Here is a 23,176-nt window from a genome sequence, read left to right on the forward strand (position 1 = left end):
GCTAACGCGGTAGGGGGCTCCCGCCTCGCGCATTACGCTGCGGGGGCGTCCATCAGGACCGTACGGCGGGGGTTGGCCGTCTGGGTGGGAAGATCGAGCGAGTGCTCCTGCTGCTCCGGCGTTTGGAGTTCGTCCGCGTCCTCGAGGTGGGCGAGAGTGGTGCGCCGGGGGTTGGCTATGTTGCGGAACATCATCGTCTTCATCGGTGGTTTCAGACCTTGTCGGCGTACGGCCGCTCGGTGAGCGGCGGTTGACGGATTACCCATCCCTGTAAAGCGTCAGGCTAAACATCCGATTCCCCGGGGAGGGGCTTCCAAGTCCGCGATCTAGGTGTGAGTTTCCTCACCAAGGGGCGGGCAATCCCGGCAAAGCGGACTATGAATCGTCCAGAGTGAAACGGACATTGCATAGCCGAACCAGCCATTCCGCTCCTGATCATGGCGACTGGGGAGCCTTCACCCCCAGGTGACTCGTAGTGGAATGCCCCTTTTTCTCCGGGAACGACTTCTACGTCTTGTGACACGACGCTCACACCGTGTCAACCAGGTCACAGCCCGGTACGTGGCCCTTGTTGGAGATCCGGCACTGTGCTGGAATTCCACGCACCGCCGCGGCTTCAGGCCGGCGCGCAACGGGCGCAACGCAGCGCCGGGCAGCGGCGGAGAAGGGGGAGAAGCGCCGGTCACTCAACGACCAACAAAAGGGGCGCTGTCGCGCCCCTCACCGACGCCGACACCGTCCCGCCGCTCGCGGAGGGACGCCTGGTCCAGAGGTTGCGACGCTAGTGCAGGGACGTTTCAAGAGGGATGGCAGCGCTGCGGCGGAACAGGAGCCGCGCGGCGGGACCGACCGCGGCTCCTCGCCCCAGCACGCCCAGCACACCCACAAGGCAGATCCGGCATCCCCCGGCGCCGGCGGTGACCGTGGCGCACGCTCCGGCGCGGCTTCGTCCGGAGGCGACGGCCCCAAGGCCCCGCCGAAGGCGAAGAGCCCGACGGACACCGGCTCACGAATAGCTCTGCGCAACTGGCGCATCAGCACGAGACTCGTCTCCCTGCTGACCCTGCCGGTCGTCGCGGCCACCACGCTGGGTGGACTCCGTATCAACGAGTCCATGGCGGACATGAAGCAGCTGGATCACATGCAGCTGCTCACCAACATGACCAAGCAGGCGACCGACCTCGCCCAGGCGCTCCAGGCGGAGCGTGACCTGACGGCCGGGCCGCTGGCGAACAACCCCGACGCGACCGACTTCAAGGTCACCGGTCCTCGCACGGTGACGGACCGCGCCCGGAAGGCGTTCCTCGACGCCACCCGTGACATCCCCAACACGGAGCAGGACGACGCGCTCGAGAGCATCCGGGCCAACGCCAACCAGATCGCCGTCCAGGTCAACAACCTCGGCTCCATCCGCGAGACGGCCTACCAGACGGGGCGCCCGCACTCCCTCACCGTCGAGAACTACCACCGGCTCATCGAGTCGCTGCTGAGCCTGTCGCAGGACATGGCGCAGGCCACCAGCAGCCCGGAGATGATCAAGCGCACCCGTGCGCTGGCGGCGTTCTCGTCCGCCAAGGAGTACGCCTCCATGCAGCGCGCGATCATCGCCGCCGCACTTCCCGGCGGCAGCGGCTCCAAGGGCAAGGGCCTCGAGGAGAACGACCGCCTCTACGGCAAGGCCGCTCTCGAGAACGGCGAGTCCTCGCTGGCCGCCTTCGAGTCGGTCTACGAGTCCTCCGGCGGCAACGCCCAGGAGCTCACCGACCCGCTGGACAACGGCAACCCGACCATCGAGGCCTCCGAGAAGTACGCCAAGCGCGTCCTCGACAACAGCAATGGTCTGACCAGCCAGGACGACCGCTCCTTCCTGGACTGGACCGACGACTACGGCGTCCGTATCCAGGCCATGCGTGTCATCGAGTCCACGCTGCTCGGCCAGATGGAGGCCAAGGCGCGTGAACTGCGCGAGGAGTCGCAGCGCGACGCGATCATCAACGGTGCGCTGATCCTGCTCGTCCTCGGTGTCTCGCTCGTCGGCGCCTTCGTCGTGGCCCGGTCCATGATCCGCTCGCTGCGCCGGCTCCAGGACACCGCGACCAAGGTCGCCCAGGACCGTCTGCCGGACCTGGTCAAGCAGCTCTCCGAGTCCGACCCGCAGGACGTGGACACCTCGGTGGAGTCCGTCGGTGTGCACTCCCGGGACGAGATCGGCAAGGTGGCCGCGGCCTTCGACGACGTGCACCGCGAGGCCGTCCGTCTCGCCGCCGAGCAGGCCCTCCTGCGAGGCAACGTCAACGCGATGTTCACCAACCTCTCGCGCCGCTCCCAGGGCCTCATCCAGCGTCAGCTCTCGCTCATCTCCGAACTGGAGTCCCGCGAGGCCGACCCGGACCAGCTGTCCTCCCTCTTCAAGCTGGACCACCTCGCGACCCGTATGCGCCGGAACGGCGAAAACCTCCTCGTCCTCGCGGGCGAGGAGCCGGGCCGCCGGTGGACCCGGCCGGTCCCGCTGGTCGACGTGCTCCGTGCCGCCGCCTCCGAGGTGGAGCAGTACGAGCGCATCGAACTGGCCGCGGTCCCGGCGACCGAGGTCGCCGGACGCGTCGTCAACGACCTCGTGCACCTCCTCGCGGAGCTGCTGGAGAACGCCACGTCGTTCTCCTCCCCGCAGACGAAGGTCCGCGTCACCGGTCACGCGCTGCCCGACGGCCGCGTCCTGGTCGAGATCCACGACACCGGCATCGGCCTCTCCCCCGAGGACCTCGCCGCGATCAACGAGCGGCTGGCGTCGCCGCCCACCGTGGACGTCTCGGTCTCCCGCCGCATGGGTCTGTTCGTGGTCGGCCGCCTGTCCCTGCGACACGGCATCCGTATCCAGCTCCGCCCTTCCGACTCCGGCGGCACGACCGCGCTGGTCATGCTGCCCGTCGACGTCGCCCACGGCGGCAAGAAGGCTCCCGGCTCCCCCGGCGGTCCGGGCAACGGCCAGGGTGCCGTTCCCCCGGGTCCCGGCGGTCCCGCGGGTCTCGGCGGTCGTCCGGGCGGCGGTCCCGGTGGCGCGGGCGGCGGCCGTCCCGGCCTCGGCGGCGGTCCCGGTGGCGCGGGTGCTCCCACGGGCGCCCCGCGCGGTCAGGTCGGGGCCGGTGCGGCCCCGCGTGCCGCGCTTCCCGGCCGCGACGGCGGTCCCGGCCAGGGTCAGCCCGGTCAGGGCCGGCAGGGCGGCGGCCTCGCCGGCGCCTTCGGCTCGGGTGGTGGCGGGCGTGGCGCGCAGAACGCTCCGGCCCGCGGTGAATCCCGCTCGGAGGGCTTCCCGCAGGGTTCCGGCGACCGCGGCAAGCAGCTGCCCGGCGGTCCGCGTGCCGAACTTCCCGGTGCCGGTGGCCCGCAGCGTCCGCCGTCCACCAGCTGGGGCAGCGAGCAGCCGCCCGCGCGCCACCAGCGTCCGGCGGACGCGCCGCGCGGTCACGAGGACAACGACCGCGGCGCCGCCGCCACGGCGGAGTTCGCCCGTCCCGACTTCAACGCCCCACCGCCGCAGCGCGGTGCGGGTTCCGGCTCGTCCACCGGGCAGTTCGTCCGTCCGGACGTGTTCGGCCCGACCTCCCCGGCCGGTCAGACGTCCGGTGGCGGTTTCCAGCCGACGCGCAACGGCTCGCAGGGCGGCCCGTCCCAGGACCCCGCGTCCACCGGCCAGTTCGCCCGTCCCGAACTCGGGGCTCCCCAGCCGCCCGCTCCGGGCCGTGCTCCGGCTCCGCGCCGCGAGGGCGCCCAGAACGGCGACCACGGCGCGCGCCGGCCGAACGCCCTGCCGCCGCAGCCGCAGCCCGAGGCGCTGCCGCCCGCGACCGGCCCGGGCGACGGCCGTACTCCGCTGTATGACACGCTCGAGACGAACTGGTTCCACGGTGGCCCGCAGGGCGCCGGGGAGCAGGAGCCGTCCCGGCCCGCGTCGCCCGCCCCCGTTCCGCAGCAGTCCGCGGAGCGCCCCGCCCCGCCGATGCCGCAGCGCACCCCTGCCGCGGCACCGCACAACGGGCAGAGCACCAACGGTGGCGGCTGGCGCTCCTCCCCCAATGACGAGCTGGTGCGCCAGGCCGAGCGGGTCAGGAAGCCCGCGGCCGGCGGCGTCACCACATCAGGTCTGCCCCGCCGGGTCCCGCGAGCCAATCTCGTCGCGGGCACCGCGCAGGAACAGAACACCCAAACAGGTCCGCAGGTCTCGCGTGCGCCGAACGACGTACGCGGCCGGCTGACCAACCTCCGTCGTGGCATTCAGCAGGGCCGTCAGCAGAACTCGACGACCGGCAGCTTCAACCTCGGCCCCACTCACCAGCAGGAGCGATAGTTGAGCCCGATGAGCCAGGCGGCGCAAAATCTGAACTGGTTGATCACCAATTTCGTGGACAACACCCCTGGGGTGTCGCACACGGTGGTGGTCTCCGCCGACGGTCTTCTGCTGGCGATGTCCGAAGGGTTTCCCCGGGACCGCGCCGATCAGCTGGCGGCTGTCGCATCCGGCCTGACCTCGCTGACCGCGGGGGCTTCCCGGATCTTCGAAGGGGGACCCGTCAGCCAGACGGTCGTCGAGATGGAACGGGGGTTCCTCTTCTTGATGTCCGTCTCCGACGGCTCGTCGCTGGCCGTGCTCGCACACCCCGAGTGCGACATCGGCCTCGTCGGTTACGAGATGGCCCTTCTCGTCGACCGTGCGGGCAGTGTCCTCACGCCGGACCTGCGCGCCGAGCTCCAGGGAAGCCTCCTGCACTGAGCCGTGCCCCACACACGGCTCCGCAGGCAAGCGCCAACGCATGACCCCGTCAGGTCGCTCTTTTGCCCCCCACCGGCCCACTCAGACGGCACGCCGACCACTTGCTGTCCCGCCCGGAGGACTCATGACCCCGCCAACCGCCTCTCACGATCCGTACGGAGCGTCGGCAGACGCCTACGGACTGGAGGGCGACCAGCCGCTGGTACGTCCGTATGCGATGACCGGCGGCCGGACCCGGCCGCGTTACCAGCTCGCCATCGAGGCGCTGGTGAGCACCACGGCCGATCCGGCGCTCCTTGCCGGGCTGCTCCCCGAGCACCAGCGGATCTGCCACCTCTGCCGTGAGGTCAAGTCGGTGGCCGAGGTGTCGGCGCTGCTGTCCATGCCGCTCGGTGTCGCCCGGATTCTGGTGGCGGACCTGGCGGAGGCGGGCATGGTGGCGATCCACCAGCCGGGCAACGGAGAGGCCGGCGGCACGCCGGATGTGACACTGCTCGAAAGGGTGCTCAGTGGACTTCGCAAGCTCTAGCGGCGGTGCAGCCCGATCGACCACCAGCGCGAAGATCGTGGTGGCGGGCGGATTCGGCGTGGGCAAGACCACGTTCGTCGGCGCCGTCTCGGAGATCAACCCGCTGCGTACCGAAGCCGTCATGACCTCAGCCTCGGCCGGCATCGACGACCTCACACACACCGGGGACAAGACGACGACAACCGTCGCCATGGACTTCGGCCGCATCACCCTCGACCAGGACCTCATCCTCTACCTGTTCGGCACCCCCGGACAGGACCGCTTCTGGTTCATGTGGGACGACCTCGTACGCGGCGCCATCGGCGCCGTCGTCCTCGTCGACACCCGCCGCCTCGCCGACTGCTTCCCCGCCGTCGACTACTTCGAAAACAGCGGCCTCCCCTTCGTCATCGCCCTCAACGGCTTCGACGGACACCAGCCCTACAACCCCGAAGAAGTCCGCGAAGCACTCCAGATCGGCCCCGACACCCCCATCATCACCACCGACGCCCGCCACCGCGCAGACGCCAAGAGCGCCCTGATCACCCTGGTCGAACACGCCCTGATGGCCCGGCTCAAGTAGACGGCGACATACGGCACTTGTCGTAGTTGTGACGGGGCGGGCTGTGTCCTTTGACACGGTCCGCCCCCGTGTTCATAACGTTTCGACAGAGAATTCCAGCGGTCCGGACACCCGGTGCGTTCGGCCGGTACCGCTGCGCTCAACTTTGCCTCGCCTTTTGGCGGCCCTCGCTCTTTATGCCCGTTTTATCTGTGGTCGCCACTACACGGAATGGCTGATTCCAACTGTTTGGAACGGACCCACCCCGCATGCTGAAATTCGATGAACTCCCTAGTAGTACGGCTCCGAACGAAATACGGCACAGCGTAGGTGCCGACGCCGAGAGGTTGTTGGTCGAGTGAGGCGAAGCATGACGAGCTCCGCACAGCAGCAGGCGCGGGGCAACTTCACCCCGCCGCCGCGCACAGTGGTGTCGCCTGCGGACGAGCCGGCGCCCACGCCGCCGCCCGGTGGCAGCTCCAGCCGGCTTTCCCCGCGCAACTGGCGAGTTCCGACGCGCCTGAACGCGATTCTCCTCATACCCGTGCTCGTGGGCCTGGTCATGGGCGGTTTCCAGGTCAAGAGCTCGATCGACACCTGGAACGAGGCCCAGGACGCCGAGAAGACGGCGCTCATCGTGCGCGCCGCCGCGGAGTACGGCCAGGCACTGCTCAACGAGCGCGACCTGACCGCCGTGCCGCTGCTGACGGCCACCTCCGCGGAGGCCCGCAACAGCGACAACGTCACGAAGATGTACGACACCACGGACGACGCCAAGCGGAAGTTCGACCTGGCCATCCAGGACATGCCTGCCAAGCAGGGCCTGGAACGCCGTCTGGCGCTGTTCCGCACCGAGGAGCCCAAGCTGGAAGCCCTGCGCAAGAGCGCATACTCCAGCGGTATCGAGGCCAAGTCGGCGGTCGGCACCGAAGAGGGCTACGTCAGGATCCAGCACTCGCTGATGGAGTTCGCGAACGAGCTGGGTCTCGGCACCGGCAACGTCACCAGCTACGGCCGTACCGTCTACGCCATCCAGCTCGCCAAGGCGGCGGGGTCTCTGCAGCGTTCCATCGGTACACACCTCCTGGTGCGGCCGAACAAGGACGAGACGATCTTCGCCAAGCAGACCGTGGCGTTCAACTCGTACAACTACCTCGAGCAGATCGCCCTCCAGGAGTACGTCTCCGGCGGTACGCAGGCCGACGCGGACAAGCTCAAGGCGGTCATGGCCGAGAAGGCCGCGAACGGCGCGAAGCAGCTCGAGGCCGCCGGTCTCAGCCCGGAGCTGGGCCCCGACGGATCCGTCCTCACGGGCATGGCCCTCAAGATCGGCACCGGCGCCAAGCCCTCCACGCTCGCGGCTCAGGACATCACTCCGCGGACATGGATGGGCGCAGCCACCGCCAAGTTCGACGGCTACACCGAGGTCGAGAACGAGCTCGTCGACAAGGCCGTGAACGAGGCCGCGACGATCTCCGACAACGCCAGGAACGACGCCATCCTCAACGGCGCCATCGTCGTGCTTGCCCTGCTCACGGCGTTCATCCTGGCCGGCCTCATGGCACGCCAGATGAGCCGCTCGATGCGCCAGCTGCGCACCGCCGCCTTCGGTATCGCCGAGCAGCGTCTGCCAATGCTGGTCGACCAGCTCTCGCGCACGGAGCCGGGCCGCGTCGACACCCGGGTGCAGCCGATCCCCATCGACACCCAGGACGAGATCGGCGAAGTCGCCCGCGCCTTCGACCAGGTCCACCGTGAGGCCGTCCGGCTCGCCGCCGAGCAGGCCATGCTCCGTGGCAACGTCAACGCGATCTTCACCAACCTGTCGCGCCGCAACCAGTCGCTCATCGAGGGTCAGCTGACCCTGATCACCGACCTGGAGAACAACGAGGCCGACCCGGACCAGCTGGAGAACCTCTTCAAGCTGGACCACCTCGCGACCCGTATGCGCCGCAACGGCGAGAACCTCCTGGTCCTCGCCGGCGAGGAGCCGGGCCGCCGCTGGAACCAGCCGGTCCCGCTGGTCGACGTGCTCCGCGCCGCCTCCTCCGAGGTGGAGTCCTACGAGCGCATCGAGCTGACCGGCGTGCCCGAGACGGAGATCCACGGCCAGTCCGTGACCGACCTCGTGCACCTGCTGGCCGAGCTGCTGGAGAACGCCACGACGTTCTCCTCGCCGCAGACCAAGGTCCGGGTGACGGCCACCAGGCTCCCCGACGGCCGGGTCATGATCGAGATCCACGACAAGGGCATCGGCCTCACCGCCGAGGACTTCGCCGACATCAACCACAAGCTGGCCAACCCGCCGACGGTGGACGCCGCCGTCTCGCAGCGCATGGGCCTCTTCGTGGTCGGCCGCCTCGCCGACCGGCACGGCATCCGCGTCCAGCTGCGCCCCTCAGGCGAGCAGGCCGGCACCACCTCGCTGGTCATGCTCCCGGACGCCATCACCCACGGTGGCGGTGGCGAGGCCCTGCCCGAGGACGACTTCACGGTCTCCCAGATCATTCCCGAGCAGTCCTCCTTCGAGCCCGCTCCCATGCTCACCGCGGCGGAGCTCGGCTTCGACGACTCCCGCTACGAGGAGCCGGAGGGCGCCCAGCTCGACCCGGTGAACCGTTCGCTGATGCGCGAGGAGCGCCGTGCGGCGCTGGAGGCGCAGGCACACGGTGAGCGGCCTTACGGCCAGGACCAGGAATACTCGCAGGAGCAGGGCTACGGCCAGGATCAGGGCTACGCCCAGGGCCGGCAGCAGTACGCCCCCGACTACGGCCAGGACTACCCGGAGCAGGGTTACGCCCAGGACCAGTCCCAGCAGGGGTACGACACCTACCCCGCGGTCAACGGCTACCCCGAGCACCAGGGCCGTCAGGAGCAGCCCGAAACCAACTATGCGGAAGCCGGTTACCAGGCTGCGCAGGGTTCCGAGCCGCAGTACGACGGGCAGTACGACACCCAGCCCCACCAGGGCGAGTGGCCGGACCAGAACGCCTACCAAGGTGCTTATGAGCCGGAGTACCGGCAGGAATCGGAATCTGCGCCGAGCGCCCCCACGGCGGCTCCCGAGCGCGTAGGCTTCGACCGTCCGGGACCCTCTCCGAGCAACAGCCACGCGCTGACCGACGCCGGTCTGCCGCGGCGCGGCGGCCCCCAGTCGTCGCAGCCCCAGCAGCAGCCCGAACAGCAGTGGCAGCAGCCCGCAGAGCAGCCTCGACAGGCTCCGCAGAACAGTCAGCCCGAGTCGGCAGGCGGCAGCAACGGCACCGTCGACACCACGGACTGGCGCTCGACCAACGACGAGCGCTGGCAGCGGGCTGAGAAGCTCCGCGAGCCGAAGGCCGGCGGAGTGACCTCCTCCGGACTTCCGCGGCGGGTGCCCAAGGCGAACCTCATCGAGGGCACCGCGGAGCAGACCCAGCAGCGGGGCCCCCAGGTTTCCCGCGCCCCTGAGGACGTGCGGGGCAGGTTGAGCAACCTGCGGCGCGGTGTCCAGCAGGGACGCAGCGCGGGATCGGACACGAACGGATCGGGCTTCGGCCCGGGCAGTACCTACAACCAGGAGCGTTAGTGTGAGCCCGATGAGCCAGGCGGCGCAGAATCTGAACTGGTTGATCACCAACTTCGTGGACAACACCCCTGGGGTGTCGCACACGGTGGTGGTCTCCGCCGACGGACTCCTGCTGGCGATGTCCGAGGGTTTCCCCCGGGACCGAGCCGATCAGCTGGCGGCGGTCGCCTCCGGTCTGACCTCGCTGACCGCGGGGGCGTCGAGGATTTTCGAAGGCGGTGCGGTCAACCAGACCGTCGTGGAGATGGAGCGCGGCTTCCTCTTCATCATGTCGATCTCCGACGGCTCCTCGCTGGCGGTGCTCGCTCACCCGGAGGCCGACATCGGTCTCGTGGGCTACGAGATGGCTCTGCTGGTGGACCGGGCCGGCAGCGTGCTGACCCCGGATCTCCGTGCGGAGCTCCAGGGCAGTCTTCTCAACTAACAGACGGACAGTGCGTTTCACGCCACCGCACCATAGGGTGCGGTGGCGCGGCTCCACAGGGACAGGAACCGGCTACCGGCAGTCGGAGGAGGAAACGTGGCAACACCCCCAGGCGGACGCCCCTATGACGGCGGTGCTCACCAGATGCCGGGTGAGCACTCTCAGAACCGCTTCAACTTTCCTTCGACGCCGAGTGGTCAGGGTGCTCAACAGCCCTACCACCAGCCGCAGTCGCCCTACGGGCAGCAGCCGCCGCCGTCGCGGATCCAGCCCGTGCAGCAGCGCAGGGCCCAGGAGCCGGCGTCGGGTTCGGGTTCTGGTTCCGCCCAGAACACGCACAACCCGCTGGTGCGTCCGTATGCGATGACCGGCGGCCGGACCCGGCCGCGTTACCAGCTCGCCATCGAGGCGCTGGTGTCCACCACGGCCGATCCCGCCCGGCTGCAAGGGCAGTTGCCCGAGCACCAGCGGATCTGCCGGCTGTGCTTCGAGATCAAGTCGGTCGCGGAGATCTCGGCGCTTCTCACCATTCCCCTCGGCGTTGCCCGGATCCTCGTCGCCGACCTGGCGGAGGCCGGACTTGTCGCCATCCACCAGCCCGGCGGCGACGAGTCCGCCGGCGGCCAGCCAGACGTGACACTGCTCGAAAGGGTGCTCAGTGGACTTCGCAAGCTCTAGCGGCGGTGCAGCCCGCTCAACCACCAGCGCGAAGATCGTGGTGGCGGGCGGATTCGGCGTGGGCAAGACCACGTTCGTCGGCGCCGTCTCGGAGATCAACCCGCTGCGTACCGAAGCCGTCATGACCTCAGCCTCGGCCGGCATCGACGACCTCACACACACCGGGGACAAGACGACGACAACCGTCGCCATGGACTTCGGCCGCATCACCCTCGACCAGGACCTCATCCTCTACCTGTTCGGCACCCCCGGACAGGACCGCTTCTGGTTCATGTGGGACGACCTCGTACGCGGCGCCATCGGCGCCGTCGTCCTCGTCGACACCCGCCGCCTCGCCGACTGCTTCCCCGCCGTCGACTACTTCGAAAACAGCGGCCTCCCCTTCGTCATCGCCCTCAACGGCTTCGACGGACACCAGCCCTACAACCCCGAAGAAGTCCGCGAAGCACTCCAGATCGGCCCCGACACCCCCATCATCACCACCGACGCCCGCCACCGCGCAGACGCCAAGAGCGCCCTGATCACCCTGGTCGAACACGCCCTGATGGCGCGTCTGCGGTAGCCGGTACCGCGGTTCGTGTCCCCAGTCGAAAAGGCCCCCGCGCCGCGGGGGCCTTTCGTGTGTCCGCCGTGCCCGCGGCCGTGCCCTCGGTGCTTCCCGCGGTACGACGAAGGGCCCCGCCCGCCGGAGTACCGGCGGGAGAGGCCCTGGAAGGCGTCAGGAGAGCCTGGCGTCAGCCCCGCCAGCTGTGGGAGGGCTGGAAGCCGCGCTGGCGCTCCAGACGGCGCCAGCCGGCCGTGGAGCGGCCGCGGTGGGCGGGGGCCTCGGGCTGGGAGGCGGCACGGGCGAGCAGGACCGCGGTGATCGCGGCCAGTTCCTCGGCGTCGGCGTGGCCCTTCTCGACGCGGAGCAAGGACGATGAGTCGGCAGGAGTGCTCATGGCTGTTGGGGCTCCAGGTTCGTCGCAGGGTTACTGCGGGGGGTTGCCGTGCTTGCGGGACGGCAGGTCGGCGTGCTTGTTGCGGAGCATGGCCAGAGACGCGATCAGCACCTCACGGGTCTCGGACGGGTCGATGACGTCGTCGACCAGTCCGCGCTCCGCCGCGTAGTAGGGGTGCATGAGTTCGGCCTTGTACTCCTTGACCATGCGCGTCCGCATGGCCTCGGGGTCCTCGGCCTCCGCGATCTGCTTGCGGAAGATGACGTTGGCGGCACCTTCGGCGCCCATCACCGCGATCTCGTTGGTGGGCCAGGCGTAGGTGAGGTCCGCACCGATGGACTGGGAATCCATCACGATGTAGGCACCGCCGTACGCCTTGCGCAGGATCAGCGAGATCCTCGGCACGGTGGCGTTGCAGTACGCGTACAGGAGCTTCGCTCCGTGCCGGATGATTCCACCGTGCTCCTGATCGACGCCGGGCAGGAAGCCGGGTACGTCCAGAAGAGTGATGATCGGGATGTTGAACGCGTCGCACATCTGGACGAAGCGCGCCGCCTTCTCGGAGGCCTCGATGTCCAGCACACCGGCCAGGGACTGCGGCTGGTTGGCGACGATGCCGACCACTTGGCCGTCGAGACGGGCCAGTGCGCAGATGATGTTGCGGGCCCAGCGCTCGTGGATCTCCAGGTAGTCGCCGTCGTCGACGAGCTCCTCGATCACCTGGTGCATGTCGTAGGGACGGTTGCCGTCCGCCGGCACGAGGTCCAGCAGGACGTCGGAGCGGCGGTCGGCCGGGTCCTCGGCGGGCACCGACGGCGGGTTCTCGCGGTTGTTCGAGGGGAGCATCGCCAGCAGGTAGCGCACCTCGGCGATGCAGGTCTCCTCGTCGTCGTACGCGAAGTGCGCGACGCCGGAGGTCTCGGCGTGGACGTCCGCGCCACCCAAGCCGTTCTGGGTGATCTCCTCACCGGTGACCGCCTTGACGACGTCCGGGCCGGTGATGAACATCTGCGAGGTCTCGCGGACCATGAACACGAAGTCGGTCAGCGCCGGCGAGTACGCCGCGCCACCGGCGCACGGGCCGAGCATCACCGAGATCTGCGGGATGACACCGGAGGCGCGGGTGTTGCGCTGGAAGATGCCGCCGTAGCCGGCGAGGGCGGAGACGCCCTCCTGGATACGGGCACCGGCACCGTCGTTGAGGGAGACCAGGGGGGCACCGGCCGAGATGGCCATGTCCATGATCTTGTGGATCTTGGTGGCGTGGGCCTCGCCCAGCGCGCCGCCGAAGATCCGGAAGTCGTGCGCGTAGACGAAGACCGTGCGGCCCTCGACCGTGCCCCAGCCGGTGATGACGCCGTCGGTGTACGGCTTCTTCGTCTCCAGGCCGAACCCGGTCGCCCGGTGCCGGCGCAGCTGCTCGACCTCCTTGAACGAGCCCTCGTCCAGCAGCAGCGCGATGCGCTCACGGGCGGTCAGCTTGCCCTTGGCGTGCTGCGCCTCGGTGGCGCGATCACTGGGCCCGCGCCGCGCACGGTCGCGCAGATCGTGCAGCTCGGCCACGCGTCCGCGGGCGTCGCTCGGCTCACTGGCGGTCTCGTCCAAAACGGTCATGCCTCGACCCTACGGATCGGACCGCGGAAACCCTGCCGTCGACTCCGTACAGTCTCCGGTCCGTTCTCCTGTCGGCCTTGCACAGAACCATTCGGCACAGCAGCCCAACCACCAGCTCAGTGCCACCGATGTTTGTGGAAGCCCGACAAGGAGTTCAGCTGAGAGTCACCTCACAGCGGTAGCTCGCGCCCGCGCTGCCGCCGCTCAGGCGCAGCCGCAGCTCCCGCCCGGCGGCGAGCACCTCGATGCCGTCGTCCGCGGCGACGACCCGGCGCACCGGCCGGCGCCAGGTGATCTCCAGGGGCGCGCCGGTGCGCAGCGGATCGCTGAGGTGGAGCGTGGCCGTGCGGCCCCGGCTCCGCAGCAGAACACTGGCGGGCGCCGTGGTGGTGAGCGGGCCCACCGTACCGGGCTGCCAGAAGTTCGCCGCGGTCAGGCCCAGGGAGCGGACGGTGACGGCCTGTCGGGCCGCGGTGTTGTCGAGGATCTCCAGCCAGCGGCGGTCGTGCGCCCGGGCGGCGAGCGTGCGGCGGCTCGCGCCCGGCATGAGCAGATACGCGTAGGAGGCGTCGACGGGGTCCGTGCCGTGGTCCAGCCAGAGGGTGCGGTAGCGGCGGGTGGCACGCTCGGTGGAGCTGGTGGTGTTGATGTCGCTCCATGCTCCGGTCCTGTCCTCCCGGAGAGTGCGCAGGTTCTCCGTCCCCGCGGGGAAGACCCAGCCGCCGTGGCCTTCGAGGTGCGCCCAGCCGTGGCCCCGGGTGAAGGCGTTCGTGCCGCCCTCGCCCAGATTGCGGTTGTCGACGACGGTTTCGACCGGCACGCCGTCGGTGCAGGAGATGCCCGCGCCGAGGCAGATGACCGCGTCGGCGACGCAGAACCAGGACTTGTGGGCCCGCAGGGTGGAGCCCAGCCCCAGGAGGTGCTGTCCCACGGCGGCGAACTCTCCGTCGAAGGCTCCGCCCACCCACCGCGCCGCCGGTTTGGGCAACCCCCACTCGCCGCCCGCCCTGTCGGCGAGCCGCTTGGTCGACACGGTCGTGCCGGGAAGCCGGTAGAAGTCCACGGTCGGCCAGAACCAGTCGGTGTACTGGTCGCCGTGTGCCTCGCCCGGCCACCAGTAGAGCATTCCGGCGCCGGTGTGCCAGCCGCGCGGATTCTCGCCGTTGCCGCACTCGTAGTAGGAGATCCGGCGCGAGGCCATGGAGATGTTCGCGACCCACCCGGGCCGGCGGTGGACGGCCCGGTCCATGGCGGCGAAGAGGTGGTGTCCGACGGGTTCGGGCGCGGCCGGGACCGGGGACGCGTCGACGGCGTGCAGCCGGGACAGGTCGGCGACCCCGAACTGGGCGCCTTCGAGGATCGGGGTGGTGGTGTCACGGGCGATCCAGCCCTTGATCCGCGCGTGCCAGCGTGTCCGCTCCGCCGCGCTCGCCCCGCCGGCCAGCAGCGCGATCGCGGCGATCAGCGCCTGGCCGTGGAAGTGGTCGCTGCGCATGACGCGGCGGTCGTCGTCCTTCAGATAACCCCGACTGATGGCACGGCCGTTGACGCTGTCCATCATCAGACCGTTGTGGATCAGGGGGGCGTAGGCGTGCTCGACGCTGTCCAGGATGATCTGCCGGTTGGGGTCGGTAACGGCCCAGGTGGAGCCGGCGAGGAGGGTGAACAGCCTCCCCAGGCCGTCGAGCATGACCTGTCCGTAGGTGCCCGAGTAGGCGACCCAGGTGTGCTGGACGAACGAGCCGTCGGCGTAGAGGCCGTCGCCCTCGGTGACGTACGGGAAGACGGGCGACAGGGCGTCGCGGGCCAGTGCGATCTTGGCGGGTGACCTGCCGAGCACGCCGCGCAGGGCGACCGACCGGCACAGGTCGACGCGGTTCGCGCCGGTGGAGGTGCCGGTGTAGTCACCGAGCACCGTGTCGGGGACGAAGTGGTCGACGGCGGCGAACGCGGCGTCCCGCCGGGCCTGGCCGAGGTCGTCGTGCAGGACGGCGACGATGTCCATCAGGAGGCGGGGGCTGCCGATCTGCCACTCCCACCAGTTGCCGTAGCGGGTCGTCGCGGGGTGGTAGACGGTCGTCGCGAGATGGTCGAGGCCACGGAGGATGTCGGCGAGCAGCCCCGTGTCGCCGGTGTGGCCGGTGCCCTGCTGCGCGTATGCCTGGGTCATGGTCCACAGCCGGGTGTAGCTCTGGGTGATGCCGGCGGGCGGGTCGAAGGTGTAGCCGGGCCAGAGCGAGGTCGCGGTGGGCGCCATCGAGGCGCGGAAGTCCGCGGCGAGCGTCCCGGTCTCGGCGAGGCGGGACGCGTACGGTTCGACGGTCGCGTCGTAGCCGCTGCCGAGACTGATCTCCACCCAGCGCTGCCGCAGGGTCTCGTACTCGTCGTCCGCCGCCACACTCACTCGCGGTGTAAGGGCGACGGAGAGAGCGCTTGCTCCCGTGGTGGCCAGAAAGGTGCGTCGGGACCAGGCTGACGACAGCGGCACAGGGGCCTCCGGTGCGAGAGTGATGCGGTCCGGTCGACCTGTGGTCTAGCACGGCAGCCGGGTGCCTTCAATGGTCATGACACAAGGCGTCAGCAAGCGCTTGCGGCACGCACAGGGACGCCGCGTCGCCCGCCTTAACCCCGGCTTATGGGCAGTGAAAAACTTCCGAGAGCGCTCTCAGCCACACCCCTTGACGCGTGTACCGCGCGTCGCAACAGTGAGAACTCCCCCACGAGCAACAGGAGTTCTGTCCGTGATATCCCGACGCATCTTCCTCACCGGAGCGGCCGCCGCGGTCACCGCGGCCACCTACCCCGCCTGGGGAAGCGCTCTCAGCCCCCGCGCCACGGCCGCAGCCCCCACCTGCGAACTCGCCCTGGAGAACAAGTCCCTGCCCGGCACGGTCCACGCCTACGTCACCGGCCACGAGCAGGGCACCGACCGGTGGGTGCTGCTACGCCCGGACGGCGGCGTCCACCACCCCGAGAACCCGCCGGCGCCCGAGACCCCGCTGCCGGTGGACTGCGCCATCCCACTGCCCGCCGCGGGCTCGGGGCCTGTCGTACTGACGCTGCCTCAGATGTTCGGTGCCCGCGTCTACTTCGTCCGCGACGACAAGCTGGACTTCTTCGTGAACCCGGGCCCCTCACTCGTCGAGCCCGCCTTCGCGACGCCGTCCGACGCCAACTACGACCGCATCTGGTCCTTCGCCGAGTTCACCTTCAATCCGCAGCAGTTGTACGCGAACATCAGCTACGTCGACCTGGTGACGGCCCTCCCCATCGGCCTCACGCTCACCGGGGACGCCACCCACACCGTGGCGCCGCTGCCGGACGGCGCGATGCAGAAGATCGCCGACGGCCTCGCCGCCCAGGCGGCCAAGGACGGGCAGCCGTGGGACAAGCTCGTCATCCGCGGCGCGGACGGTGAGGTGCTGCGCGTGATCGCGCCGCAGAACCTCATGGCCCCCTACTTCGACCGGCCCGCCGAGATGCCGTTCCGCGACGCCTTCGAGTCCTACATCGACCAGGTCTGGGAGAAGTACCGCTCGACCGATCTGCGGATCGATCTCCAGGGCGGGCGGGGGGTGTTCACAGGCCGGGTGAACGGGGACACGCTCGTCTTCAACGGTGGCCACACCTTCTCGAAGCCGTCCTCCAGGGACGTCTTCACCTGCAACCACGGGCCGTTCGCCAACAACCCCGACGACCCGGACGACAAGAAGGGCCTGCTCGCCCGGCTCGCCGCCGGCTTCAACCGGACGACCCTGCTGTCGCACCCGGACCAGCCGAACGGAGCGACGGCGGCGGACTACTACCTCGACCCCGGCACGAACCACTACTCACGCGTCGTGCACGCCAACACCCCGATCGGGTACGCGTTCCCGTACGACGACGTCCGCCCGGACGGACAGCCCGACGTCTCGGGCGCGGCGCACGACGGTAATCCGCAGCGCTTCACGCTGACCGTGGGGTCGTGACCGCCCGGTCCCGACCGTCGGACCCGGCGCTGATCGCCGGCTCCTGATCGCCGGCTCCTGACCGCGCCTCGTGCCCGGCCGCCCCCCGCAGACAGCGGTGGGACCGGGCACTCGCACGTACGGTCAGCAGCCGCCGCAGTTGTAATAGGTCACGTCCCAGTGGTTGCCCTCGTCCGCGTAGACGTTCCCGGACCCGGACCTCCACTGCGGGGCTCCGTCGCCCGGCCGGGCGCCGATGTAGCTGAAGGTGTTCTTGATGTAGTTCCCGACGCACGTGCCCTTGCTGTAGTCGAGCTTGTAGCCGTTCCAGTGGGAGTACGTGCCGCTCGCGTGCCCGGTCTCGGTGCCGCCGGTGATGTTGAGTGCGCACCCGCTCGCGCTCTTCAGCGTCTGGGCTCCCTGCGCGGACATGAGGTTCAGCTGGTCGAAGGACGTACAGGTGGGGTTGTTGCGGTTCGAGCAGCCGCCGGACGAGGACCAGGTGATCCCGGACGAGCGGAACATCGACGTGGCCGTGGCGTGACTGATCTTGGTGGCCGCGTGGGCCTCGGTCGCGCTGCTGAGGACGCCGAAGCCGGGGGCGAGGAGCGCGCCGGAGACGAGCGCGAGCGCGGTGAGCGTCGAGCGGATTTTCATGGGGGGAGATCCCTCCTGCTGGTGACCGTTGGGGAGACCGTGCAAGTCCGGTGGTACGGGCGGTGCAGGTGGAGCACACAGATGCTGCCCGAGTTCTACGCGCGTCGCCAGGGGGCGTACGCGTCGTTCGGGTGAACCCCTCGAGAAGATGTTGAACTTTAAACGGAATAGGTCTATGGTCCATCTCGTTGAAGGTTTAACTACTAGCCGCCCCGTCCGTCCCCAAGGAGTTCGTCATGGGTCTCTTCAACCGCAAGCCCGAAGCCGCAGCCGCCACCGCCACCGCCACCCAGGTCGACCCCGCCCTGGCCGCGCTGTCCGGCAGTTACACCATCGACCCGGCCCACAGCAGCATCGGCTTCACGGTCCGCCACGCGATGGTCACCAACGTCCGCGGCTCGTTCGGCGAGTTCTCCGGCAGCCTCGAGCTGAACGGCACGGACCCGCACCACTCCACCGCCGAGATCGACGTGACGATCACCAGCATCGACACCGGCATCGCCGACCGCGACGGCCACCTGCGCAGCGGTGAATTCTTCGAGGCGGAGAAGTTCCCCCTGATGACGTTCCGCTCGACGCAGGCGGAGACGCTCGGCGGCGACACGTACCGGATCACCGGCGACCTGACGATCAAGGACGTCACGCGCCCCCTTGCCATCGACCTGGAGTTCAACGGCTCCGCCACCGACGTCTACGGCGCCGAGCGTGTGGGCTTCGAGGGCTCCGCCGAGATCCTGCGCTCCGACTGGGGCCTGACCTGGAACGCGGCGCTGGAGACGGGCGGCGTCATGGTCAGCGACAAGGTGAAGCTGACCTTCGACATCTCCGCGATCAAGTCCGCGGCCTGATCCGGAACCTCACCCCGGCACCCAGAGCGCGCCCGCCCCGCCGTTCCCACGGCCGGGCGGGCGCTCCGCTGTCCGCTCACTGTCGCCGCCGGGCCGGTACCCCTGCCTCAGTGGGCTGTTCCCCACCGGGCTCTAGAAGCCGCCACCACCGAAGTCCCCACCGCCCCCGAAGTCCCCGCCGCCGCCGAAACCTCCGCCGCCGAAGTCCGACCCGTTGAAGTCGGCGCCCGAGTAGTCGCCGCCGCTGTAGTCGGCGCCGCCGTAGTCGGCCGCGTACGCGGGGGTCGCGAGCACGCTGCCGAGCAGCGTGCCGGCCAGCAGCCCTGGAAGGATGCCGCCGCCGAAGTAGCCGCCTGCCCAGGGGCCGTACGCCGGTCCCGCCTCCCAGTACGGGCGCCTGCCGTCCGCCGTCTCGACCGTGCGGGCCAGCGGGTCCAGGCCGCCCTTCAGCCGGGAGGCGTCCATGGCGCAGACCGGGATCTCGCGGGCCTGGCCGCCGTCCGGGGTCCAGGTCGTGTCGGTGACCGAGGGGCCGTGGCGCGGGTCGAAGAAGCAGGGGGCCCTGCGCTCCGGAACCGGCCGGTCCGTGCGCCGGGCGTCCAGCGCGGCCAGGCTGAAGCGCCCGTCCTCCAGCGCCTCGGTGACCCCTCGCACGTCGGAGGGGCGACGGGCGGCGCCCATCAGCGACTTCGCTTTGTCGTACGAGTCGAGAGCCCGCTCGTAGTCGGCGCGCATCGCGTCGTTCGCGCCCTTCTCCGAGGGGTGGAAGTCCAGTCGGTCGAGCTCTTCGCCGAAGGCGGTGATGTCCTCGTCGACCACCACCCGGAGCTTGTCGAGGGCTTCCCGCTCCTCCTGGGCCTTGCGACGGCGGTTGCGCAGCACGAGCGCGTAGGCGCCGGCGCCGCCCGCGGCGAGCACCGCGCCGAAGGCGATCACGGCTCCGCCGTTCACACCCTCGTCACCGCCCGTGGTGCCCCAGGAGGCGGGCGCGCTGCCCCGGATCTGCGGGAGGGCCTGGTCGACGAAGTTGTTCAGCTGGGTGGCGGCGTCGGCGCCGGGGGGCGTCTTGACCGCGGTGACGAGGTTCTGGACGGCCTGGCCCGACAGGACGCGGCTGTCGGCCGCCGCGTTGAAGCCGTCGCCGAGGCGGATGGCGTAGACGCCGGTGACACCCGTCTCGGTGCGGATGTTCCGCAGCACTGATTCGGGCGGGAACTCGGTGGACGCCGGCAGGACGGCCACGAACAGCGGCTTGTCCGCGTCCTTGATCTTCTGCGCCAGCGCGTCCGCGTCCGCCTTCGAGAGCTGGGCGGAGGCGCGCGGGTCCACATAGACCGGGCTGTTCTGCAGTGCCGCGGCCACGGTGTCGGGGCCGGTGGCCGCGTGCGCTCCCGGCGCCACCCCGAGGGCGGCCGCCGAGAGCGCGAGCAGCAGACCGGACAGTGCGGTGAACAGCCTGGTCCTCATACCTTGACGCTACCCGAAAGGGTTGATTTTCGGACATGCGCCGATGGTCTGATTCAGGCCAGCTTGTACGCGGCCGTCAGCTTGGCCACGGCCGCCGCCGGCTTGCCGGACAGGAGGAGATGGTCCGCGTCCGCGAACGGCTTCGCCGACGCGGCCGTGATCCGCTGCCCGATCTTCTGCTGGACGAGCAGCCGGGCCTGGGAGACCAGCTCGCGCGCCTCCGGGGAGTTGCCCCGGCCGGTCACCTCCAGGAGCTTCGCCGCCAGCGCCATCGCCTTCAGGGTGAGTTCCCCGCCGGCGGGCGGCTTCTTCAGGGTGGTGAGTCCCCAGCCGTAGGGGTACTGCGGGTCGTACGAGGCGTCCCCCACGTTGATCGGCAGCTGTGCGGCCGACTTGGGCCAGGTGACCGGCAGCCGGCCGGTGAAGGCCTTCCGGCCGTAGAGGACGTCGGCGACCCCGTCGCCCTCGGTGCCCGGCAGCCAGGAGGCGACGAGTGCGTCGATGTCGCCGAGGCGGTCGCCGATCAGCTGCGGACGGCCGGAGACGATCAGCACGGCACACTTCATCGCGGCGCAGACCTTGTCGACGGCGGCCCGGTCGGCCGCGCTCAGCTCCAGGTCATGACCGTTGCCGACGTCTCCGACACCCTCGGCGTAGGGAGTCTCGCCCACGACGACCACACCGACGTCGTGGCCCTCCAGAGGAGCGGACGCGTCCTTGGACCAGGTCACCGTCTCGGGGGCGGCCTTCTTCATGCCCTCGAGGATCGTCGTGCCGGGGGTGATCTTCCCGGACGAGCCCTGCCAGCTGATGGTCCAGCCGCCGGCCTGATTGCCGATGTCGTCGGCGTTGGACCCGGCGACGTAGACCTTCTGCGACGGCTTGAGGGGCAGGACCGCGCCGTCGTTCTTCAGCAGGACCTGGGACTTGGCGACGGCCTCACGGGCGACCGCGCGGTGGGCGGCCGAGCCGATGCTGCCGAGGTGGGTGGTGTCGGCGTACGGCTTCTCGAACAGGCCCAGGGCGAACTTCTGGGTCAGGATCCGCGAGACGGCGTCGTCGATCCGCGCCTCGGGGATCCGGCCCGCCGTCACCTCGTCCTGCAGCGTCCGGTGGAAGTCCGGGTAGGCCGTCGGCACCATGATCATGTCGAGTCCGGCGTTGACCGAGGTGCGCACATCGCTCGCGTAGTCGCCGGGGATCTGGTCGATGGCCTGCCAGTCACTGATGACGAAGCCCTTGAAGCCCATCCGGTCCTTGAGCACACCGTTGATCATCTCGGCGTTGGCGTGCATCTTCACCGGGCCCTGGTCGTCGCCCAGGACGTCCAGCGACGAGTACGACGGCATGACCGTGCCGGCGCCGCGCTTGACGGCCTCGGCGAACGGCGCGAGATGGACGGCCTCCAGCTCCTGCCGGGTGACCTTGGTGATGCCCTGGTCGATCGTGTACGAGCCGGTGGAGGACGAGCCGTACTCCGTACCGCCGTCGCCGACGTAGTGCTTGGCGCTGGTCAGCACCTTGTCGTTGCGGGCGAGGTCCTTGCCGGAGGGTGCGCCCTGCATACCCGTGATCACCGTCTCCATGGCGGTCACCAGAGCGGGGTCCTCGCCGAAGGCCTCGTAGGAGCGGCCCCAGCGCTCGTCGCGCGTCACACAGAGGCAGGGCGCGAAGTCCCACGGGATCCCGGTGGCGCGGACCTCCTTCGCCGTCACGGCGCCGGTGCTCGCGGCGACGGCCGGGTCACGGGTTGCTCCGATGCCGATGTTGTGCGGCATGATCGTCGACCCGATGACGTTGTTGTGGCCGTGCACGGCGTCCACACCGTAGATCAGCGGGATCTGGAACCGCGTTGCCTGTGCGCGCAGTTGGTAGGTGTCGACCATCTTCGCCCAGGCCTCGGGGGCGTTCGGGGTCGGCACCGAGCCGCCGCCGGAGAGCAGCGAGCCGAGGTCGTAGGCGGCGATGTCGCCCTGCGACCTGAGGGCGTTGCGCTCGGCCTGGGTCATCTGCCCGGCCTTCTCCGCGAGCGTCATCCGGGAGAGCAGGTCGGCGACGCGCTTCTTCACCGGGAGCTTCTTGTCGAGATACGGCAGACCGTGGGCGTCCACGACGATCTGCGGGGTCTCGGCGGGGGCCTTCGCGCCGGTGACGGTGAGCTTCAGCGGAATCGTCTCGGCCGACTCGGCCGAGCGATCCTTGCGGGTGGTGACGGCGACCGTCGTGGAGCTGCCCGAGACGGAACCGGCCGGGAAGGTGACCGTGCCGGAGACCGGTGTGTAGTCCTCGCCGGCCTCGGCGGTCCCGCCCTCGGTGGTGTACGCGACGGTGACGGGCTCCTCGGTCGGGCCCGAGCCGGTGGTGGCGACGGAGATCTTCACCCCGGCCGTGCCGCCCTCCTCGACCGGGTGGACGGCCGCGTCGGTGATGACGCTCGCCTTCAGTGCCGGGTCGGCCTTGCCGTACAACTCGACGCCGTCCATGGCGAACCTGCCGGGAGCGCCGGTGGGCAGGGTGAGCGCGTAGCCCCACATCTCGTTGAGTCCGAGGACCTGGTCGATGCCGCCGACGGGCTGGTAGTCGGCGCGGTAGACGAAGTCCGCGAAGGGGATCTCGACGAGGTGCCAGCCCTCCCAGTCGTCGGTGAAGGAGGTGGTCCACAGCTCGGACGCCTCACCGTTGGCGCCGCCGTCCTTGAGCTCGAAGTTGATCTTCTTGCCCGAACCGGGAGGCAGCGGTGCGGTGTTCTGCCCGTACCACCAGAAGCGGATGCCCTTGTACGGGGTCCAGTTCTGCGCGGGCTTGTCGAAGGCGAAGTCGTGGGTGAGGCCGCCCCAGCCGCTGATGTCGTAGGAGCCTTCGAGGACCTTGGCGCCCTCGGGGGCGTCCGTGCGCTCCTTCAGCTCCAGCCGGGGCCGGTCGTCGGCGTCACTCCCCCACGTGAAGATGCCCTCGGCGGGCGGATCGGCGAACGGGACCTCGCCCTCGAAGCGGTCGACGGCGAACGGCGCCGGGTCGTCGGCCGCCGCGCTGACTCCGGCTCCGGCGCCGGTGAGCAGCGTGGTCAGCACGGCGGTCGCGGCGAGCGCGGCCGTGCCGGCTCTGGTTCTGAAGCGGATACGGGTGGGGGGCATTGCGGCTCCTTCGGTGCGGACGGGGTGACTCGGCAGGAAGGTCGACGAGCGGGCACGGTG

At 69.9% G+C, this 23,176-nt stretch carries 17 protein-coding genes; 10 read left to right on the top strand and 7 right to left on the bottom strand.

The genetic code is table 11. The annotated features are described in order from the left end of the window. Positions 1 to 32: 32 nt before the first annotated feature. Positions 33 to 203 (bottom strand): hypothetical protein, encoded by a 171-nt coding sequence (locus ABTX78_RS18310; RefSeq protein ID WP_352207796.1) that lies wholly within the window; start codon positions 201 to 203, stop codon positions 33 to 35. A 581-nt stretch (positions 204 to 784) separates the two neighbouring features. On the opposite strand from ABTX78_RS18310, the gene ABTX78_RS18315 reads away from it, so the two are divergent. The 8 genes from ABTX78_RS18315 to ABTX78_RS18350 all read left to right on the top strand — a co-directional run bounded on the left by ABTX78_RS18315 (position 785) and on the right by ABTX78_RS18350 (position 11,070). After that, positions 785 to 4,345 carry a sensor histidine kinase gene (locus tag ABTX78_RS18315; RefSeq protein ID WP_352207797.1) on the top strand — a complete coding sequence of 1,187 codons (3,561 nt, stop codon included), beginning with the start codon at positions 785 to 787 and terminating at the stop codon, positions 4,343 to 4,345. A 9-nt stretch (positions 4,346 to 4,354) separates the two neighbouring features. After that, positions 4,355 to 4,768, top strand: a complete 414-nt coding sequence (locus ABTX78_RS18320) for a roadblock/LC7 domain-containing protein (protein WP_142214992.1) — start codon at positions 4,355 to 4,357, stop codon at positions 4,766 to 4,768. A gap of 124 nt (positions 4,769 to 4,892) precedes the next feature. Continuing rightward, entirely contained in the window at positions 4,893 to 5,297 is a 405-nt protein-coding gene (locus ABTX78_RS18325) for a DUF742 domain-containing protein (protein WP_313943887.1), read from the top strand. Next, the gene (locus tag ABTX78_RS18330) at positions 5,278 to 5,859 is read left to right on the top strand and encodes a GTP-binding protein (RefSeq protein WP_159686641.1); all 582 of its coding nucleotides are present in this window, start codon (positions 5,278 to 5,280) and stop codon (positions 5,857 to 5,859) included. Before ABTX78_RS18325 ends, ABTX78_RS18330 begins: the two co-directional genes overlap by 20 nt. 337 nt (positions 5,860 to 6,196) lie before the next feature. Continuing rightward, entirely contained in the window at positions 6,197 to 9,406 is a 3,210-nt protein-coding gene (locus ABTX78_RS18335) for a sensor histidine kinase (RefSeq protein WP_502993892.1), read from the top strand. Positions 9,407 to 9,416: 10 nt separating this feature from the next. Further along, entirely contained in the window at positions 9,417 to 9,830 is a 414-nt protein-coding gene (locus ABTX78_RS18340) for a roadblock/LC7 domain-containing protein (RefSeq protein ID WP_005311461.1), read from the top strand. A 96-nt stretch (positions 9,831 to 9,926) separates the two neighbouring features. Next, complete coding sequence (locus tag ABTX78_RS18345; RefSeq protein ID WP_352207799.1) at positions 9,927 to 10,508, top strand: DUF742 domain-containing protein; 582 nt, start codon at positions 9,927 to 9,929, stop codon at positions 10,506 to 10,508. Further along, positions 10,489 to 11,070: a GTP-binding protein gene (locus ABTX78_RS18350; protein ID WP_050791473.1), complete on the top strand. Its 582-nt coding sequence runs from the start codon at positions 10,489 to 10,491 to the stop codon at positions 11,068 to 11,070. Before ABTX78_RS18345 ends, ABTX78_RS18350 begins: the two co-directional genes overlap by 20 nt. Positions 11,071 to 11,242: 172 nt before the next feature. On the opposite strand, the gene ABTX78_RS18355 is transcribed toward ABTX78_RS18350, so the two are convergent. The 3 genes from ABTX78_RS18355 to ABTX78_RS18365 form a co-directional block, all read right to left on the bottom strand. Then, complete coding sequence (locus tag ABTX78_RS18355; protein WP_313943890.1) at positions 11,243 to 11,449, bottom strand: acyl-CoA carboxylase subunit epsilon; 207 nt, start codon at positions 11,447 to 11,449, stop codon at positions 11,243 to 11,245. A 30-nt stretch (positions 11,450 to 11,479) separates the two neighbouring features. Next, on the bottom strand, positions 11,480 to 13,063 hold the full coding sequence (locus ABTX78_RS18360; protein WP_352207800.1) for an acyl-CoA carboxylase subunit beta: 1,584 nt from the start codon (positions 13,061 to 13,063) through the stop codon (positions 11,480 to 11,482). A gap of 154 nt (positions 13,064 to 13,217) precedes the next feature. Beyond that, entirely contained in the window at positions 13,218 to 15,467 is a 2,250-nt protein-coding gene (locus ABTX78_RS18365) for a polysaccharide lyase 8 family protein (RefSeq protein ID WP_502993893.1), read from the bottom strand. Positions 15,468 to 15,804: 337 nt separating this feature from the next. Between ABTX78_RS18365 and ABTX78_RS18370 the strand changes: the two genes are divergently transcribed. Next, positions 15,805 to 17,031, top strand: coding sequence for a glycoside hydrolase family 64 protein (locus ABTX78_RS18370; protein WP_352207801.1), 1,227 nt, complete (start codon positions 15,805 to 15,807; stop codon positions 17,029 to 17,031). A gap of 123 nt (positions 17,032 to 17,154) precedes the next feature. Here ABTX78_RS18370 and ABTX78_RS18375 read toward each other — a convergent pair whose 3' ends face one another. Further along, positions 17,155 to 17,667 (bottom strand): hypothetical protein, encoded by a 513-nt coding sequence (locus ABTX78_RS18375; protein ID WP_352207802.1) that lies wholly within the window; start codon positions 17,665 to 17,667, stop codon positions 17,155 to 17,157. 236 nt (positions 17,668 to 17,903) lie between these two features. Here ABTX78_RS18375 and ABTX78_RS18380 point away from each other — a divergent pair, with 236 nt between their 5' ends. Continuing rightward, the gene (locus ABTX78_RS18380) at positions 17,904 to 18,515 is read left to right on the top strand and encodes a YceI family protein (protein ID WP_352207803.1); all 612 of its coding nucleotides are present in this window, start codon (positions 17,904 to 17,906) and stop codon (positions 18,513 to 18,515) included. Positions 18,516 to 18,647: 132 nt separating this feature from the next. On the opposite strand, the gene ABTX78_RS18385 is transcribed toward ABTX78_RS18380, so the two are convergent. Together ABTX78_RS18385 and ABTX78_RS18390 are read right to left on the bottom strand one after the other, a co-directional pair. Next, a complete protein-coding gene (locus tag ABTX78_RS18385) occupies positions 18,648 to 19,982 on the bottom strand; it encodes a hypothetical protein (RefSeq protein ID WP_352207804.1) in 1,335 nt (444 codons plus the stop codon). A 53-nt stretch (positions 19,983 to 20,035) separates the two neighbouring features. Next, on the bottom strand, positions 20,036 to 23,116 hold the full coding sequence (locus tag ABTX78_RS18390; RefSeq protein WP_352207805.1) for a glycoside hydrolase family 3 protein: 3,081 nt from the start codon (positions 23,114 to 23,116) through the stop codon (positions 20,036 to 20,038). Positions 23,117 to 23,176: the final 60 nt, after the last annotated feature.

Source organism: Streptomyces sp. NPDC096193 (assembly GCF_040302905.1).
Taxonomy (GTDB): domain Bacteria; phylum Actinomycetota; class Actinomycetes; order Streptomycetales; family Streptomycetaceae; genus Streptomyces.